Source organism: Streptomyces sp. CRN 30 (genome assembly GCF_034105845.1).
Genome location: NZ_JAVRHI010000382.1, coordinates 41,232 through 56,784 on the forward strand (window position 1 = coordinate 41,232; position 15,553 = coordinate 56,784).

The 15,553-nt window shown below is 71.4% G+C and carries 12 protein-coding genes; 2 read left to right on the top strand and 10 right to left on the bottom strand.

Annotation, left to right across the window (positions count from 1 at the left end):
- Positions 1 to 212 precede the first annotated feature (212 nt).
- The 10 genes from UW392_RS41190 to UW392_RS41235 all read right to left on the bottom strand — a co-directional run bounded on the left by UW392_RS41190 (position 213) and on the right by UW392_RS41235 (position 13,018).
- Complete coding sequence (locus UW392_RS41190) at positions 213 to 1,262, bottom strand: BMP family ABC transporter substrate-binding protein (protein ID WP_320780398.1); 1,050 nt, start codon at positions 1,260 to 1,262, stop codon at positions 213 to 215.
- 247 nt (positions 1,263 to 1,509) lie between these two features.
- The gene (locus UW392_RS41195) at positions 1,510 to 2,565 is read right to left on the bottom strand and encodes a BMP family ABC transporter substrate-binding protein (RefSeq protein ID WP_320780399.1); all 1,056 of its coding nucleotides are present in this window, start codon (positions 2,563 to 2,565) and stop codon (positions 1,510 to 1,512) included.
- Between the two features lie 185 nt (positions 2,566 to 2,750).
- A complete protein-coding gene (locus UW392_RS41200; RefSeq protein WP_320780432.1) occupies positions 2,751 to 3,980 on the bottom strand; it encodes an amidohydrolase in 1,230 nt (409 codons plus the stop codon).
- A 262-nt stretch (positions 3,981 to 4,242) separates the two neighbouring features.
- The gene (locus tag UW392_RS41205) at positions 4,243 to 5,562 is read right to left on the bottom strand and encodes an MFS transporter (RefSeq protein ID WP_320780400.1); all 1,320 of its coding nucleotides are present in this window, start codon (positions 5,560 to 5,562) and stop codon (positions 4,243 to 4,245) included.
- 147 nt (positions 5,563 to 5,709) lie between these two features.
- Positions 5,710 to 6,426 (bottom strand): ABC transporter ATP-binding protein, encoded by a 717-nt coding sequence (locus UW392_RS41210; RefSeq protein WP_320780401.1) that lies wholly within the window; start codon positions 6,424 to 6,426, stop codon positions 5,710 to 5,712.
- On the bottom strand, positions 6,423 to 7,292 hold the full coding sequence (locus UW392_RS41215) for an ABC transporter ATP-binding protein (protein WP_320780402.1): 870 nt from the start codon (positions 7,290 to 7,292) through the stop codon (positions 6,423 to 6,425). The genes UW392_RS41210 and UW392_RS41215 overlap by 4 nt, the downstream gene beginning before the upstream one ends.
- Positions 7,289 to 8,926 carry an ABC transporter permease subunit gene (locus UW392_RS41220; RefSeq protein ID WP_320780403.1) on the bottom strand — a complete coding sequence of 546 codons (1,638 nt, stop codon included), beginning with the start codon at positions 8,924 to 8,926 and terminating at the stop codon, positions 7,289 to 7,291. Before UW392_RS41220 ends, UW392_RS41215 begins: the two co-directional genes overlap by 4 nt.
- A gap of 14 nt (positions 8,927 to 8,940) precedes the next feature.
- Entirely contained in the window at positions 8,941 to 9,846 is a 906-nt protein-coding gene (locus UW392_RS41225; protein ID WP_414497136.1) for a branched-chain amino acid ABC transporter permease, read from the bottom strand.
- Between the two features lie 91 nt (positions 9,847 to 9,937).
- Positions 9,938 to 11,194: a branched-chain amino acid ABC transporter substrate-binding protein gene (locus UW392_RS41230; RefSeq protein ID WP_320780405.1), complete on the bottom strand. Its 1,257-nt coding sequence runs from the start codon at positions 11,192 to 11,194 to the stop codon at positions 9,938 to 9,940.
- Between the two features lie 147 nt (positions 11,195 to 11,341).
- Positions 11,342 to 13,018, bottom strand: coding sequence for a helix-turn-helix domain-containing protein (locus UW392_RS41235; protein ID WP_320780406.1), 1,677 nt, complete (start codon positions 13,016 to 13,018; stop codon positions 11,342 to 11,344).
- A 218-nt stretch (positions 13,019 to 13,236) separates the two neighbouring features.
- Between UW392_RS41235 and UW392_RS41240 the strand changes: the two genes are divergently transcribed.
- Both UW392_RS41240 and UW392_RS41245 read left to right on the top strand, forming a co-directional pair.
- A complete protein-coding gene (locus UW392_RS41240) occupies positions 13,237 to 14,040 on the top strand; it encodes a pyrroline-5-carboxylate reductase family protein (RefSeq protein WP_320780407.1) in 804 nt (267 codons plus the stop codon).
- A gap of 218 nt (positions 14,041 to 14,258) precedes the next feature.
- Positions 14,259 to 15,509, top strand: a complete 1,251-nt coding sequence (locus UW392_RS41245) for a helix-turn-helix transcriptional regulator (RefSeq protein ID WP_320780433.1) — start codon at positions 14,259 to 14,261, stop codon at positions 15,507 to 15,509.
- The last annotated feature ends 44 nt before the right edge of the window (positions 15,510 to 15,553 follow it).

Genomic DNA, 15,553 nt, shown 5'->3' on the forward strand with positions numbered 1-15,553 from the left:
GCCCGCCGCTGCCGAGGCCGGAGGGCTGCTGGACGCGTTGATGGCGCACTCTCCTGGGGACGGGGGTCGTCTACGCGCGTAGCGCCCCTACGGCATCGAAAGCGGTGGCGCACCTGCCCCGGCGGGGCACGGGGAGGGGACCCGAGGGCCCCTCCCCGCGCCCCGCCGAGCGGTGGCGCTACCGCGGTGGCACGGTGCGGGTGTTGCCGGGGTCAGCTGCTCTTGACCTTGATGTCGCCGCTGATGATCTTCTCCTTGGCCGCCTCGATGGCCTTCTGGAGTTCGGTGTCGTCCGCGAACTTCGGGTTGGAGTCCGACAGGCTCACCTCACCGGTCTTCAGATCGCCCTGAACGATACCGGTCGCCGGCTTGCCGTCCTCGACCGACTTCGCCAGGTTGTAGACCGCCTTGGCCACGTCCTTCATCGCCGAGGTCAGGATCGAGTCCTTGTACTTGGCGAGCGCTTCCTGCTTGTACTGGTCGGAGTCGACGCCGATCGCCCACACCTTGTTGGCGGCGGCGGCCTCGATGACACCCTGACCGGAGAGACCGGCCGCGGCGTAGACGACGTCGGCCTTCTTCTCGATCTGGCCCTCGGCGGCGCTCTTGCCCTTGTCGGGGCTGGAGAACCCGCCCTCCTCGGCCGTCTGGGTCAGGAACTGCGAGATGACCTTGGCCTTGGGGTTGGTGTCCGTGACACCCTGCTCGTAGCCCGCCTGGAACTTGTGGATCAGCGGGTTGTCGACACCGCCGACGAAGCCGACCACGTTGGACTTGGTGGACTTCGCCGCGGCGACGCCCGCCAGGTAGGAGGCCTGCTCCTCGGAGAAGACCAGGTCCGCGACGTTGTCCGCCTCGATGGTGGAGTCGTCGACGATGCCGAAGGTGACGTCGGGGAAGTCCTCCGCCGCGCCCTTCACGGCCGCCGCGTACGCGTAGCCGACGCCCACGATCGGGTTGTAGCCCTGCTTGGCGAGGGACTCCAGGCGCTGCTGCTTGTCGGCGTCGGTCTCACCGTCGGTGGGCTCGATGTCGGCCGTCTCGTACTTGAATTCCTTCTTCGCCTGCTCCAGGCCCGCGAAGGCCGCGTCGTTGAAGGACTGGTCGCCCTTGCCGCCCACGTCGTACGCGATCGCGAGGCCCTTGTCGCCCTTGGACTCCGAGGAGCCGGAAGAGGTCGAGGTACCACCGCAGGCGGCGAGGGCGAGGGCCAGAGAGGCGGTCGCTGCGCCTGCGACCGTGATCCGGGAAATCCGGCGCATGTGTGGTGCTCCTGTCGTACAAGCGCCGGAAGGGGTTCGGTTGCGGCGCTGGGTTCGCCGCAGATTAACGCGCGTAGACCTGCCTGAAAACCCCTTCTGTCCACCTTGTTATCCGCCCGTGAGCAACGGGGTCGCGACCCTTCCCGGGTGCAACCGGAGGATGGCGGTGGGTGACGTCCGCCCGCCTTTCGGCGAGCGGACGTTTCGGGCATGTTACGCGGATGACGGTTCGCTCGCGCGCCCCGGCTTACGGCTCGGTGCGGACCTTGATCGAGCCGCTCACGATGCCCTCCTTGGCCTTGGCCACGGCGTCCTTGAGCCCGGCGACCTCGGCGAACTCCGGGTTGGACTCGGACAGGCCCACGCCGTCGGACTTCAGGTCGAAGGTGCGGGTGCCGCTGAGCGGCTCGCCGTCCTCCACCGACTCCGCGAGCGCGAGCACCGCGCCGTCGATGTCCTTGAGCGCGGAGGTCAGGATCGAGTCCTTGTAGGCGGCGAGGGCCTCCTGCTCGTACTGGTCGGAGTCGACGCCGATCGCCCACACCTTGGCCGCGGCGGCGGCCTCGATCACGCCCTGCCCGGACAGGCCCGCCGCCTGGTAGACGACGTCGGCCTTCTTCTCGATCTGGCCCTCGGCGGCGGCCTTGCCCTTGTCGGGACTGGAGAACCCGCCCTCCTCCGCCGTCTGCGTGAGGTACTGCGAGACGACCTTGACCTTGGGGTCGGTGTCCGCGACGCCCTGCTTGTAGCCGGCCTCGAACTTGTGGATGAGCGGTACGTCGACACCACCGACGAAGCCGACCGTCTTGGACGTGGTGGCCTTGGCCGCGGCGACGCCCGCGAGGTAGGACGCCTCGTTCTCCGCGAAGACCAGGGAGGCGACGTTCTTGCCCTCGACCACGGAGTCGACGATCCCGAAGGTGACGTCCGGGTAGTCCTTGGCCACGGCCTCCATGGCGGGGCCGTAGGCGAAGCCGACGCCGATCACCGGGTTGTACCCCTGCTTGGCGAGCGAGGCGAGCCGCTGTTCCTTGTCGGCGTCGGTCTCGCCCTCGGTGGGCTCGATGTCGGCGGTCTTGTAGCCGTACTTCTTCTTCGCCTGCGTGAGGCCCGCGTAGGCGGCGTCGTTGAAGGACTGGTCGCCCTTGCCGCCGATGTCGTACGCGATGGCCAGGCCCAGGTCCTCCTTGGAGGCGCCGCTGTCGCCGCCGTCCTCGCTGCTGGTGCCGCCGCAGGCCGTGACGGCGAGGGCGAGCGACGCGGCCCCCACCACGGCACTGGTCAGTCTCGGAATCCGACGCATTCGAAGCTCCCCATTTCTCCAACACCCCATCGCCGGGGCCTGGTTCGGCGCACATTAACGCGCGTAGAAAGCCGTGGGAACGGGGTTCCGCGGGGACGTTATCCATTCGTGCCGATGGCCGGTTACGACCCTGTGAACCACCGGCTCGAACGGGGCGGAAAGGGGTGCCGGGCGCCCGGGAGGGCTCAGGGAGCGGTGTCGATCAGGGCGGCGGCGGTGAACAGTTCCACGCCGACCGTGATGGCGTGCTCGTCCACGTCGAAGTCGCCCTGGTGCAGGTCGCGCACCGCGCGCTCGCCGGGCGGGCGGACACCGAGCCGGGCCATGGCGCCGGGCACCCGCTCCAGGTACCAGGAGAAGTCCTCGCCGCCCAGGCTCTGCTCGGTGGACTCCACGGAGTCCGTGCCGCGCCGGGCGACCATGGCGGTCTGGAGCAGTTCGACACTGGTCACCTCGTTGACGACCGGTGGGACGCCCCGTACATAGGTGATCTCGGACTTGGCGCGGTGCAGGTTGGCGATCTCGTCGATGGCCGCGACCACCACGTCGGGCGCCTGCCGCCAGGTGTCCAGGGCGAGGCAGCGCACCGTCCCGGACAGCTCGGCGTGCTGCGGGATGACGTTGGCGGCGTGGCCGGACTCGATCCTGCCCCAGGTCAGGGAGAGACCGCTGCGGCTGTCCACGCGCCGGGCGATCAGCGCGGGCGCGTCGGTGGCGACCCGCGCGGCGGCGGTGACCAGGTCGGTGGTGAGGTGCGGCCGGGCGGTGTGGCCGCCGGGGCCGTCCAGGGCGATCTCCACCCGGTCGCAGGCCGAGGTGATGGGGCCCTCGCGCAGCCCGATCCGGCCGGCGTCCACCCGGGGGTCGCAGTGCACGGCGAGGATGCGGTGCACGCCCTCCAGCGCCCCGGCCGCGATGACGTCGTCGGCACCGCCGGGCAGCACCTCCTCGGCGGGCTGGAAGATCAGCCGCACCGGGCGGGGCAGCAGGCCCCGCTCCGCCAGCCCGGCGAGGACCAGTCCGGTGCCCAGGACGACGGTGGTGTGGACGTCGTGGCCGCAGGCGTGCGCGCGGTCGGGCACGGTCGAGCGGTAGGCGCAGGCGTTCTTGACGTCGGGGATGGGCAGGGCGTCGATGTCGGCCCGCAGCGCGAGCCGGGTGGGGCCGTCCGGCCGCCCCGGGACCCCGCCGATGTCACAGAGGAGGCCCGTTCCGCCCGGCAGGACCCGCGGTTCCAGGCCGGCGCGCTCCAGCCGCGCCTTGATCGCGGCGGTGGTGCGGAACTCCTGGTTGGCGAGTTCGGGGTGCATGTGCAGATCGCGGCGGAAGGCGATCAGCTCCGCCCGCAGCGCCTCCGGCAGGGTGCCGGGGAGCGCCGCTTCCCCGGGAACGTCGGCTTCGGACTCCAGTGACATCAATTGCTTCACCCTCTGAAGGGTAGGACGGCCGGGCGGCCAACTGACCCGCGATCAACAAAACTTCAGCCCGTTAGGGGAAAGAATTATGGCCGCCGGACGCTTACACGTCGTTACGGGTGGGTAAAATCGCTCGATTACCGACCGAGCGCGCCACACCGGTCCGCCACGGAACCGGTGTGGCACCCACTCATCTCTCCCGCCTACCACGCCTCCCGTCTTCTACTCGGGCGTGATCGGCATCCGGACGCGGTGCGGACGGTCAGATGGTGTCGAGGTCCCGTCCCCGGGTCTCCGGCAGGGCGAGGATGCACACCAGCGACAGCAGGGCCATGGCGCTCATGAACCAGCCGCCGACGGACGGGCTGTAGCTCTCGGCGAGGGCGGTGACCACCAGCGGGGCAGCCGCGCCGCCGAGGACGCCGCCGAGGTTGTAGGAGAACCCGGCGCCGGAGTAGCGCAGCTTGGTGCTGAACAGCTCGGGCATGTAGGCGCCGGCGGGGCCGTAGATGATGCCCATGCAGAGCAGTGCGCCGCTGAGCGCCACGGCGATCAGCACGTTGTTCCTGGTGTCGAGCAGCGGGAAGAGCACCGCGCCCCAGACCACGCCGAACGCGGCACCGGCGATGATCAGCTTGCGCCGGCCGATGACGTCGGACCAGCGGGCGACCAGCCAGGTGGAGACGCCGAGGACGGTGACCGCGACCAGGGTCAGGCCCAGCATGGTGTTCTTCGGGATGCCGAGGTCGTCGGTCGTGTACGTCATGCAGTAGGTGGCGGCCGTGTAGAACATCACGTACACCACGGTGATCATGCCCGCGCCGAGCAGCATCTCCTTGGGGTGCTTGCGGAACGCCTCCAGGAGCGGCGCCTTGGCCTCCTCCTTGTCGGCCTGCACCTTCGCGAAGGACGGCGACTCGGCGATCTTCAGCCGGATCACCAGGCCGACGGCGACCAGCGCGAAGGAGATCAGGAACGGTATGCGCCAGCCCCAGCTCTCGAACGCGTCGTCGGGCAGCCACGCGGACATCGCCAGGAAGGTCAGGGTGGCGAAGAAGTAGCCGACCGGGGAGCCCATCTGCGGGGCCGCCGCGTACAGGCCGCGCTTGTTCTTCGGGGCGTGCTCCACCGCGAGCAGGGCCGCGCCGCCCCACTCGCCGCCGAGGCCGAGGCCCTGGATCAGGCGGAGCAGGACCAGCAGCACCGGGGCGAGCAGGCCGAGGGTGTCGTAGCCGGGGAGCAGGCCGATCAGGCCGCTGGACAGGCCCATCATCAGCAGCGACACGACGAGGACGGCCTTGCGGCCGACGCGGTCGCCGTAGTGGCCGAAGATCGCGGCGCCGAGCGGGCGGGCCGCGAAGCCGACGGCGAAGGTGGACAGGGTGGCGAGGGTGCCGGCCGTGTCGGACAGCTCGGGGAAGAAGACCTCGTTGAGGACGAGCGCGGAGGCCGTCCCGTAGATGTAGTAGTCGTAGAACTCGATGGCCGTGCCGATGAAGCTGGCCGTGGCGATGCGGCGCATGCCCCCGGGTGTCTCGGCGGTGACGGCCTCGCCGGCCGTGGCTGGTGCGGTGGTGCTCATGCCTGCTCTTCACTCCCGGGGACGTGCTCGTGCGAATGACGGGTGAACGCTAAGCCGCAGGTGAGGACGTGGTTCCCGTACAGGAGGACAGAGATCGGGGGCCTGCGCTGTCCGGTCGGACAACATGTGTCTCGCACCGGACACGGATCACTCCTCGCCGAGGTACGCCTTGCGGACGCTCTCGTCGTGCAGCAGGTCCGCGCCGGTGCCAGAGAGCACGATCCGGCCGGTCTCCATGACGTGGCCGTGGTCGGCGAGGGCGAGGGCGGCGCGGGCGTTCTGCTCGACCAGCAGGATGGTGGTGCCGGTGCTCTTCAGCTCGGCGACCGTCGCCATGATCTTCTTCATCATGATCGGCGAGAGGCCCATGGAGGGCTCGTCCAGCATCAGCAGCCGGGGGCGGCACATCAGGGCCCGGCCCATGGCGAGCATCTGCTGCTCGCCGCCGGAGAGGGTGCCGGCGGCCTGGAGACGGCGCTCGCGGAGCCGTTCGAAGAGGGTGTAGACGCGTTCCACGTCGTCGGCGATGTCGGGGGCCTTGCCGCGCAGGTACGCGCCCAGCAGCAGGTTCTCCTCGACCGTGAGCCGGGGGAAGATGTGCCGGCCCTCCGGCGAGTGGGCGAGGCCGAGGGAGACGATCCGGTGCGCGGGTACGCCGGTCAGCTCCGCTCCGTCGAAGCGGACCCGGCCCGCGGCGGGCGGCAGCAGTCCGCTGAGGGTGTGCAGGGTGGTGGTCTTGCCGGCGCCGTTGACGCCGATGAGGGTGACGACCTGGCCCTCCTCCACGGTGAAGGAGACGCCCTTGACGGCCTCGACCTTGCCGTAGGCGACGCGCAGGTCCTCGACTTCCAGCAGGGCGCTCACGCCGTCGTCTCCTTCGGGTTCTCCTGGGCGGGTTCGTCCTGGTCGGGCTCGTCCTGGTCGGCCCCGTCCCCGGCGGGTCCGTCCTGGTCGGGTTCGTCGTCGGGTGCGCCGAGGTACGCCTCCACCACCCGTTCGTCGGCCTGTACGGCGGCGGGGGCGCCCTCGGTGAGCTTGGCGCCCTGCACGAGGACGGCGACCCGGTCGCAGAGGTTCATGATGAAGCGCATGTCGTGCTCGATGACGAGGACGGCGATGCCCTGGTCGCGGACGGCGTGCACGAGGGTCTCGGTCTCGCGGGTCTCCTGCGGGTTCATCCCGGCCGTCGGCTCGTCCAGGAGGAGCAGTCTCGGTTCGCTGGCGAGGGCGCGGGCGATCTCCAGGCGGCGCTGGGCACCGTAGGAGAGGTTGCGGGCGAGATGGCGGGAGACCGTGCCGAGGCCGACGAAGTCCAGGAGTTCCCGCGCCCGCTGCCGGGACTCGCGTTCCTCGCGGCGGTAGCGGGGGCCGTGGCCGAGGGCCGCCAGGAACCCCGCCCGGGTGCGGGTGTGACGGCCGACGATCACGTTCTCCAGCGCCGTCATGTTGGCGAAGAGGCGGATGTTCTGGAAGGTGCGGGCGATGCCGGCGCGGGTGACCTTGGCGGGGCGGGGCGGCAGCGGGGTGCCGTCCAGCCGCACCTCGCCCTCGGTGGGGACGTAGAGGCCGGTGAGGCAGTTGAAGAAGGTCGTCTTGCCGGCGCCGTTGGGGCCGATCAGGCCGACGATCTCGCCCTGGCCGACGGTGAGGTCGACGCCGTCGACGGCGGTGAGGCCGCCGAAGCGCATGGTGACACCGCGCGCGTCGAGGACCGGCACTTCGGGGTTCATGCGGTTCTCACCTCGTCGTGGAACTCCAGCTGGTGCTTCCGGTCGGGGACGAGTCCCTCGGGGCGGAACCGCATCATGAGGATCAGCGCCAGGCCGAAGAGCATCATCTGGTACTGGGCGAAGAACTCGAACTTCGCCGGGATCAGGTAGAGCAGCGCCGCGCCGACCAGCGGCCCGGAGATGGTGCCCATACCGCCGAGCACGACGGCGGCCAGCAGGAACGCGGAGTTGGGCGGGGCGGTGTCGGCGAACTTGTAGTTCTCGGGGACTGCGTTGGTCTGGAGGTGGGCCATGACCGTGCCCGCGAGGCCGGCCAGGGAGGCGCCGAGGCCGAAGGCGAGGAGTTTGTAGCGGAACCCCTCGATGCCCATGGCGGTGGCGGCCTTCTCGTCCTCGCGCAGCGCGATCCAGGCCCGGCCGATCCGGGAGTCGCCCATCCGCGCGTAGACGAAGACGACGATCGCGACGACGACGAGGAGCAGCAGGTAGTAGTTGGCGAACCGGCCGAACTGGACGCCGAGGAGGGTGTGCGGCTCGCCGAGGTCGAAGCCGAGGATCACCAGGTTGGGCACGGAGTTGATGCCGTTGGGGCCGTTGGTGACCAGCGGGCCCGAGGTGCCGTCGAGGTTGTTGACGGTGATGCGGAAGATCTCGCCGAAGCCGAGGGTGACGATGGCGAGGTAGTCGCCGTGCAGCCGCAGGGTGGGGGCGCCGATGACGAGTCCGGCGACCAGGGAGACGGCCATGCCGAGCAGGGCGACCGCCCAGAACGGCCAGGGGCCGACGCCGAAGGTGGAGAACGTCGACCCGGAGACGAGGGCGGCGGTGTAGGCGCCGGTGCCCAGGAAGGCGACGTAGCCGAGGTCGAGGAGGCCGACCAGGCCGACGACGATGTTCAGGCCGAGCGCGACGGTCGCGAAGACCAGGATGTTGTCGGCGATCGCCGTGTACTGGTCGCCGGTCTGGGTGAAGGGGAAGACCAGCGCGGCGGCGAACGCGGCGACGGCTGCGGCGGTGCGGTGGCGAGCGTTCATCGCGGTGATCCGGCCGGTCAGGCCGCTCACCGCGAGCGCGCGGGCGCCGAACCCGGCGGCGGGCAGGAAGGCCAGGAAGTCCTGGGCGGACTCGGTGGTGATGCCGTACGCCAGGACGAACATCGCGGCGAGGAACACCGCGGTGATCAGGGCGATCTCGGCCGGTGCGGGCAGGGTACGGGCCGGTGGCGGGTCCGCCGCGGTGTCGTCGGGCAGGCTGTGCGCGCCGGCCGCGAGGAGCAGGACGGCGACGGCGGCGAGCCAGGCGCCGGGTTCGAGGTGGACGGTGCCGCCGAGTTCGACGGTGATGGCGACGACGGTGACCCAGGTGGCGGTGAGCGCGGCGAGGGAGGCCGCGCGCAGGGCGCGGACGGCGCCGGCCCGGGGCGTCCACAGGCCGAGGACGGCCGCGGTGAAGAGCGCCGCGAGGAGTCCGCAGGCCAGGGTGACGGTCTGGCTGCCGCCCGGGTAGCCGTAGAGGGTGAGGTTGCCCGGGTAGGCGGAGGTCCACGTCCAGGGCAGGAACGGGGAGAGCAGGGTCAGGGCGGTGCCGAGGACGGTGAGGGTCCGGGCGGCGGTGGCGTTCAGTACGCGTGTCATGGCCGTCGTCCCCCTCACGCCCGGTCCGCTATGCGTTCGCCGAGGAGGCCCTGGGGCCGTACCAGCAGCACGACGATGAGGATCACGAAGGCCCAGACGTCCTTCCAGACGGCGCCGCCGAACATGTGCAGGGCGGGCAGGTGCGGGAGGGCACCGGAGGCGAGGGACTCGGCGACGCCGAGGACGATGCCGCCGAGCATGGCGCCCTGGATGTTGCCGATGCCGCCGAGGACGGCGGCGGTGAAGCCCTTGAGGCCGGCGATGAAGCCCATGTTGTAGGAGACGGTGCCGAGTCTGAGGCCCTGGGTGACGCAGGCGACGGCGGCGAGGACGGCCCCGATGACGAAGGCGATGACGATGATCCGGTCGGTGTCGATGCCCATGAGACGGGCGGTCTTCGGGTCCTGCGCGGTGGCCTGCATGGCGCGTCCGGTGCGGGTGCGCTTGACGAAGTACGTCAGGGCGACCATGGCCGCCGCCGCGACGACGACGGTCAGGATCGCGGCATGGGAGACGGTGACCGACCCGAAGTGCAGGGGTGTGCCGGGGAGTTGCGGGAAGGGGACGGGGGCGGAGACGCCCATCGACCGGCCGGGCAGGGTGAAGAAGTTGAAGACGACCTGCTGGAGGAAGAGGGACAGGCCGATCGCGGTGATCAGCGGGGCGAGCCGGGGGGCGTTGCGCAGCGGCCGGTAGGCGAACCGTTCGGCGGCGACCGCCGTGGCCACGGAGACGAGGACCGCGGCGATCAGCAGGACCGGCAGCGCGGCCCACAGCGAGATGTCGCGCAGCGCGGGGGTCCAGGCGTAGACGAACAGGGCGCCGAAGCCGCCGAGCATGAAGATCTCGCCGTGGGCGAAGTTGATGATCTGGAGGATGCCGTAGACCATCGTGTAGCCCACGGCGATCAGGCCGTACATCGTGCCGAGGACGAGGCCGTCCGTGAGCAGTTGGAGCAGGTCGGTGAGGGTCACCTCGGGTGTCCTTCGTTCGGTGCGGCGGGGCGGGCGGTCAGTCCTCGACCGTGACGACCTTGATGCCGTTGACCCACTTGCCGTCCCGGACCCCGTTGACGCTGATGACCTGGTTGACGCTGTCCCCGTACTCGTCGAAGCCGACCTTGCCGGTGGCGCCGTCGAAGGTGACGTCCTGCATGGCCTCGACGACCTTCGGGCGCAGCTCGGTGATGTTCCCGACCTTGCCGTCGTTGCCCTCGACGGCCGCCTTGACCGCCTGGATGAGGGCAGTGGTGGCGTCGTAGACGTAGGCGCCGAAGACGCCGTAGGGCTGCTTGTAGCCGGCGCCGTCGTAGGCGGTGATGAAGTCGTCGGCGGAGTCGAGCTTGTCGATCGGGGCGCCGTCGGAGTGGGCGTAGGTGCCCTCGGCGGCCGCGGCGCCGGCGATGGAGACGAGTTCGTCGTCCTTGACGGCGTCGCCGCCGCCGAGCGGGCCGTCGAACCCGGCCGCGGCGAGCTGCTTCTTCAGGGAGCCGGCCTGCGGGTACTCGCCGCCGTAGAAGACGCCCTGCGCGCCGGAGGACTTCACGCTGTTGACGACGGCCGCGTAGTCGGCCTCGTCGGGGTTGAGGGACTGGTGGACGACGACCTTGCCGCCGAGCTTCTTGTAGGCGTCGGTGAAGTTGTCCACGATGCCGACGCCGTAGGTCTTCTTGTCGTCGACCGTCGCCAGCTTCTTGATCTTCAGGTCGGTGAAGAAGTACTCCGCCATGACGGGGGCGGCGACCGCGTCGGTGCTGATGGTGCGGAAGTAGTTGTCGTACTCCCGCTTCGGGGCGGTCTCGTAGTCGGCGCCCTGGGTGAGGGCGGCGGCGGTGTTGGCGCCGGACACCTGCACCATCCGGGCGTCGCGCAGGGTGGAGACCATGGCGGCGGAGACGGAGGAGTTGTAGGCGCCGACGACGCCGATCACGCTGTCGTCGGCGACGAACGCGGCGGCGTTCTGCTGGCCGATGTTGGGCGTGGCCTGGTCGTCCTTGGCGACGAGCTCGAAGGTGACGCCGTCGACGGTCTTGTCCTCGTTGGCCTTCTTCACGGCGAGTTCGGCGGAGTTCTTCATGCCGAGGCCGACGGCGGCGAGGTCCTTCGACAGCGGGGCGTCGAAGCCGATGGTGACGGTGGTGGTGCCGTCACCGCCGGAGGAGTCGCCCTCTTCGCGGGAGCCGCAGGCGGTGAGCAGGAGGGTTGCCGCGAGAGTGGTGGCGGTGGCAGCGGTGACGGTGGTGCTCTTGGACGTACGGGTGTGACGCACAGGTTCCTCCCCAGACGGATCCGCAGTGGCTGAAACCTAGATCCGGGGCGGCGCCGCGCTGTTTGTTCCGTCGGCAGAAGTACGGGGGTGCGGCTTGTCCGCCCGGACAAGGGCCCGGAACCCGGCCGTCACACCCCAACGGGGTTGTCATTGCGGCGAGTTGCTCGTGCGGGCGCGGCGGAGTTCGAGCGCGGTGATCAGTCGTTGCTCGGGGTCGTCGAGATCGATGCCGGTCAGGGCCACGGCCCGGCGGACGCGGTAGCGCAGGGTGTTGGGGTGGACGTGCATCCGCTCGGCGACCGCGCGGACGTCGCCGAAGGCGTCCAGGTAGCCGAGGAGCGACGCGCACAGCTGTGAGCCGTGTTTGCGGTCGTGCGCGAGCAGGGGTTCCAGCGCGGGGTCGCGGATGTCCGGATGTCCGTGCAGCACCTCCAGGATGAGGTCGAGCACGACGGAGGCGCGGGCGTCGCGGTACGTGGCGACCGCGCGCGCCGGGTCCCGGGCGACGACGGCGAGGACCCGGTCGGCCTCGGCGCGGGCGGCGGGCACGTCCGCGAGGCGGGCCACCGGCGCGGACACGGCGGCCCGCACCGGGGTGCCGAGGTGACGGCGGAGCGTGGCGACGAGGTCGGCCGCCCAGGCGGCGAGGGGGGCGGAGGTGTCGGCGGCGCTCTCCGCGGCCGTGTCCGGCACCAGGACGTAGAGGCGGCCGTCGAGCCGGGCGGTGACCGCCGTACGCCGGTGCGCGACCGCGTGCAGCGCCACCATGTCGGCGGTGCGGACCCGGCGCAGCTCCGCCTCCGGGCCGCCGTCCCCGGCGGGCTCGCAGGTGTCGACGGCGATGACCGTGGCACCGGTCCGCACGGCGATGCCGAGGTGCCCGGCGAGGGACGCGGGCTGGCTGCGGCCGGCGAGCAGGGCGGCGGCGAGTTCCTCGCGCGGGTCGCCCTCCGGGACGGTACCGCCCGGCCCGCGGATCAGCAGCAGCGCGGCGAGCCGGGCCGCTCCGCGCAGCGCCTGCGCGGTCTCCTCGGTGAGCGGGGTGCCGGTCTCCTGCACCCAGATGGTGCCGAGCAGCCGGCCGCCGGCGGTGATGCCGACGGCCAGCCGCCGCCGGGTGGCGAGGTCGGGGCGCGGCGCGACCTCGACGACCTCCTCCGACCGCAGCCGCTCGTAGACGCCCGCCTCGTCCAGCACCTCCAGGTACTGCGCGGGGCACGCCTGGCCGAGGATGGAGAGCCGCCGGACGTCGTCCACCTGCTCGTCCGAGCGGGAGTAGGCGAGCACGCGGCAGGCCGGGTCCTCCACGGACACCGCTCCCCCGGTCAGCGCGGCGAGGGTCTGCACCAGGGAGTACAGGTCTCCGTGGGCCGATCCGCGTCCCAGGTCGGGGGCGCGGCGCACGCTGTCCACGACGGTGCGGGCGACGGCGTCGACCTGTTCCCAGCGGGCGCCGTCCCGCACCCCGAGCAGCGCGGTGCCCGACTCGGTGGCGGCCTGCCGCAGCGCCTCGACGGCCTCGGGGTCCTCGCCGGTCCGCACGGCGACCGCGGCGGCGCCCGAGCGGGCCGCGGCGATCAGCGCGCGGAGCGCGGCGCCGCCGCGGGCGCCGATCAGCAGCACGAGGCAGTCCCGGTGTCCGGGCTCGGGTTCGGCGTCGGGCTCGGCGATGACGACCCCGGCGACCGCCCGGTCCAGCCCGCGGGGCGCGGCGAGCAGATCGGCGAGGGCACCGGAGAGGGCGGGGAGGACGTGGCGGAGGAGGACGGGGGTGGCAGTGGCGGACGTGGTGGACGCGGCGGCTGCGGCGGGTGCGCCGGACATGGGGGCGGTCTTCTCCGGGGGCGTCGGGGACGGCGGTTCACGCGAAGCGGTGCGGGGCCGGGGGTCTGCTCCCGGAATCTAGGCGGGCGGCGGACCCGCGGAGCTTGTCCGTACGGACGAACCCGGACGGGTGCGCGCTGTACCGGCGGCCAAGGCGCGACCGCCCCCGGAGTGGCTGAATGGAGGAGCAGCCGCCGTCACTTCCGGGAGAGAGCCCCATGCAACGCGTCGTCGTGATCGGAGCCGGTCACATGGGACTGGCCGTCGCCCGAGGGGTGCGCCGCCATCTGCCGCGGGTACGGCTGGAGGTGGTGGAGGCGGCCGCGGAACGGGCCGTCGCGGTCGGCGCGGAGCTGGGCCTGACGGTGTCCGGCCGCTACTGCCCCGAGCCGGACGATCTGATCCTGCTGGCGGTGCCGCCCCAGGTCTTCCCCGGCTTCGCGGGGAAGTGCGCGCCGGGTACGTACGACAAGGCGTCCGCCGTCGTCTCGCTGATGGCCGGCGTCGACCTCGCCACCGTCGCGATGCTGCTCGGCACGGACCGGGTGGTCCGCGCGATGCCGAACGCCGCGGCCGAGGTGGACGCGGCGATGACGGTGCTGTGCCGGGGCGCGGGGGTGACGGACGCGGCCGTCGCGGACGCGGTGCGGGTCCTGTCGGCCGTCGGCCGGGTGGCGGAGGTCGCGGACGAGTCCCTGCTGGACGAGGCGACGGCGGTCGCCGGCGGCGGCCCGGCGTTCACGGCCCTGTTCGCCCAGGCCCTGACCGGCTTCGCGACGGAGGCGGGCTTCACCGGGGACCAGGCCCGCCTGATGGCGGCCCAGGTCCTGCTGGGCACGGCCCGCCTCCTGACGGAGAACGGCGGCCGGACCCCGCAGGAGGTGTGGCACAGCGTCATGACACCCGGGGGGACGACGGAGCAGGGCGTACGGTCGCTGCGCGAGGCGGGTTTCGAGGCCCTCGTCCGGGAGGCACTGGGACGGTCGGCGGAGCGGGCTCGGGAGTTGGGGCGGGGGGAGTAGCGGGCTCCGCTCAGCCCTGCATGCGCAGGGCGGAGCCCATCGAGGCGCAGGTGCGGCGCAGGAGGGCGGGCGGTGTGTGATCTCGGCCTGGACCGCGGCGCAGTGCCGCAGCGTGTACCTGTCGAGTGCGTCCTAGAGCCTACGTCGGCGGGGCGCCGCGCATCAGTTCCCGGTCCCATACCCTTGTGGTGACGAGCCGTCCAGAGAGGGGCGTGACCGTGCCGACCGACGCTGCGCCGGACCCGTACTCCGACCCGTTGGTGTTCGGCCAACGGCTCCAGATCCTCCGTACCCGTCGTGGGCTCACCCGTGATCAGCTCGGAGGGCTCGCCGGTCGGTCGGGCTCCTGGGTGAAAGGCGTCGAGACCGGTCGGCTGAAGACTCCCAAGCTGCAGGTGATTCTGCGGCTCGCCGAGATTCTGCGGGTCCGGGATCTGTCCGAGCTCACCGGCGACCAGTCGGTGCGAGTCAGCCTTTTCGCCGGTCCCGGCCATGCGCGCCTGCCCGAGGTGAAGGCCGCGGTGGAATGTTTTCCGTACGGCACGGACCGTACCGCGCCGCCGAGCGCGGAGCTCCGTTTCCGTCTGGCCGGGGCCTGGGCCGCCCGCCACTCCGCTCCCCATCACCGTGACGTGATCGGGGCTCTGCTACCGGATCTGATCCGCGACGGGCGGGCTGCCGTGCTGCAGGCCGAGACAGTCGAGGCCCGACGCGCGGCGCAGGCGGTACTCGCCGAGGTCTACAGCCTCAGCCAGTTCTTCGTGGCCTACCAGCCCGACGCCGCGTTGCTCTGGCGCGTGGCAGAGCGTGGCCTGATCGCCGCACAGGAGTCCGAGGATCCGCACGCGATCGGTGTCGCCGCCTGGCTCGCCACGCAGGCGCACCGCGATGCCGGCCCCGCAGGACTCGACGCCGCCGACGACATCAATCTGCGAACCCTGGCCTACCTGAAACCCCTGTTGCCCGAAGCGTCCGACGACGTCCTCGCCATCGCCGGTGCTCTCACCTTCGAGGCGGGTTACACCGCGGCTCGCCGAGGAGAGACCGGCACCGCTTGGAGGTACTGGGACCAGGCCCGCAGCATGGCAGCACGCTTGCACGAGGACTACTACCACCCGGTCACTTCCTTCTCTCAAGCGATCATGGGCGCTCACGCCGTGACGGTCGCTGTCGAGCTGCACCAGGGCGGTGAGTCCGTACGACAGGCGGCGGCAGCGGACGCCGTGACGATCCCGTCGCGGCCTCGACGGGCACGGCATCGGATCGAAGAAGCCCGCGGGTACCAGCTGGACGGGCAGCCCGATGCCGCGCTGGCCACGCTCGGGCAAGCGCACGAGGCCGCGCCGGAGACGATTCGGTACAACGGCTACGCCAAGAAGATCGTGCTGGAGGAAGCCGAGTCGAAGAGCCCGGCGCGTCGACGCCGCGCTTCACGACTGGCCGTCAAGCTGGGGATGCTCGCAGCGTGAGCGCAGGGGCACAGAGTGTGTCCCTGCCTTCGTCGCGGAATACC

Bases quoted from the DNA above. Each gene is read 5' to 3' on its own strand.
- UW392_RS41195 (WP_320780399.1), bottom strand. From the start codon at position 2,565: ATGCGTCGGATTCCGAGACTGACCAGTGCCGTGGTGGGGGCCGCGTCG.
- UW392_RS41200 (WP_320780432.1), bottom strand. From the start codon at position 3,980: ATGTCACTGGAGTCCGAAGCCGACGTTCCCGGGGAAGCGGCGCTCCCC.
- UW392_RS41205 (WP_320780400.1), bottom strand. From the start codon at position 5,562: ATGAGCACCACCGCACCAGCCACGGCCGGCGAGGCCGTCACCGCCGAG.
- UW392_RS41215 (WP_320780402.1), bottom strand. From the start codon at position 7,292: ATGAACCCCGAAGTGCCGGTCCTCGACGCGCGCGGTGTCACCATGCGC.
- UW392_RS41225 (WP_414497136.1), bottom strand. From the start codon at position 9,846: ATGTACGGCCTGATCGCCGTGGGCTACACGATGGTCTACGGCATCCTC.
- UW392_RS41190 (WP_320780398.1), bottom strand. From the start codon at position 1,262: ATGCGCCGGATTTCCCGGATCACGGTCGCAGGCGCAGCGACCGCCTCT.
- UW392_RS41235 (WP_320780406.1), bottom strand. From the start codon at position 13,018: ATGTCCGGCGCACCCGCCGCAGCCGCCGCGTCCACCACGTCCGCCACT.
- UW392_RS41240 (WP_320780407.1), top strand. From the start codon at position 13,237: ATGCAACGCGTCGTCGTGATCGGAGCCGGTCACATGGGACTGGCCGTC.
- UW392_RS41220 (WP_320780403.1), bottom strand. From the start codon at position 8,926: ATGACACGCGTACTGAACGCCACCGCCGCCCGGACCCTCACCGTCCTC.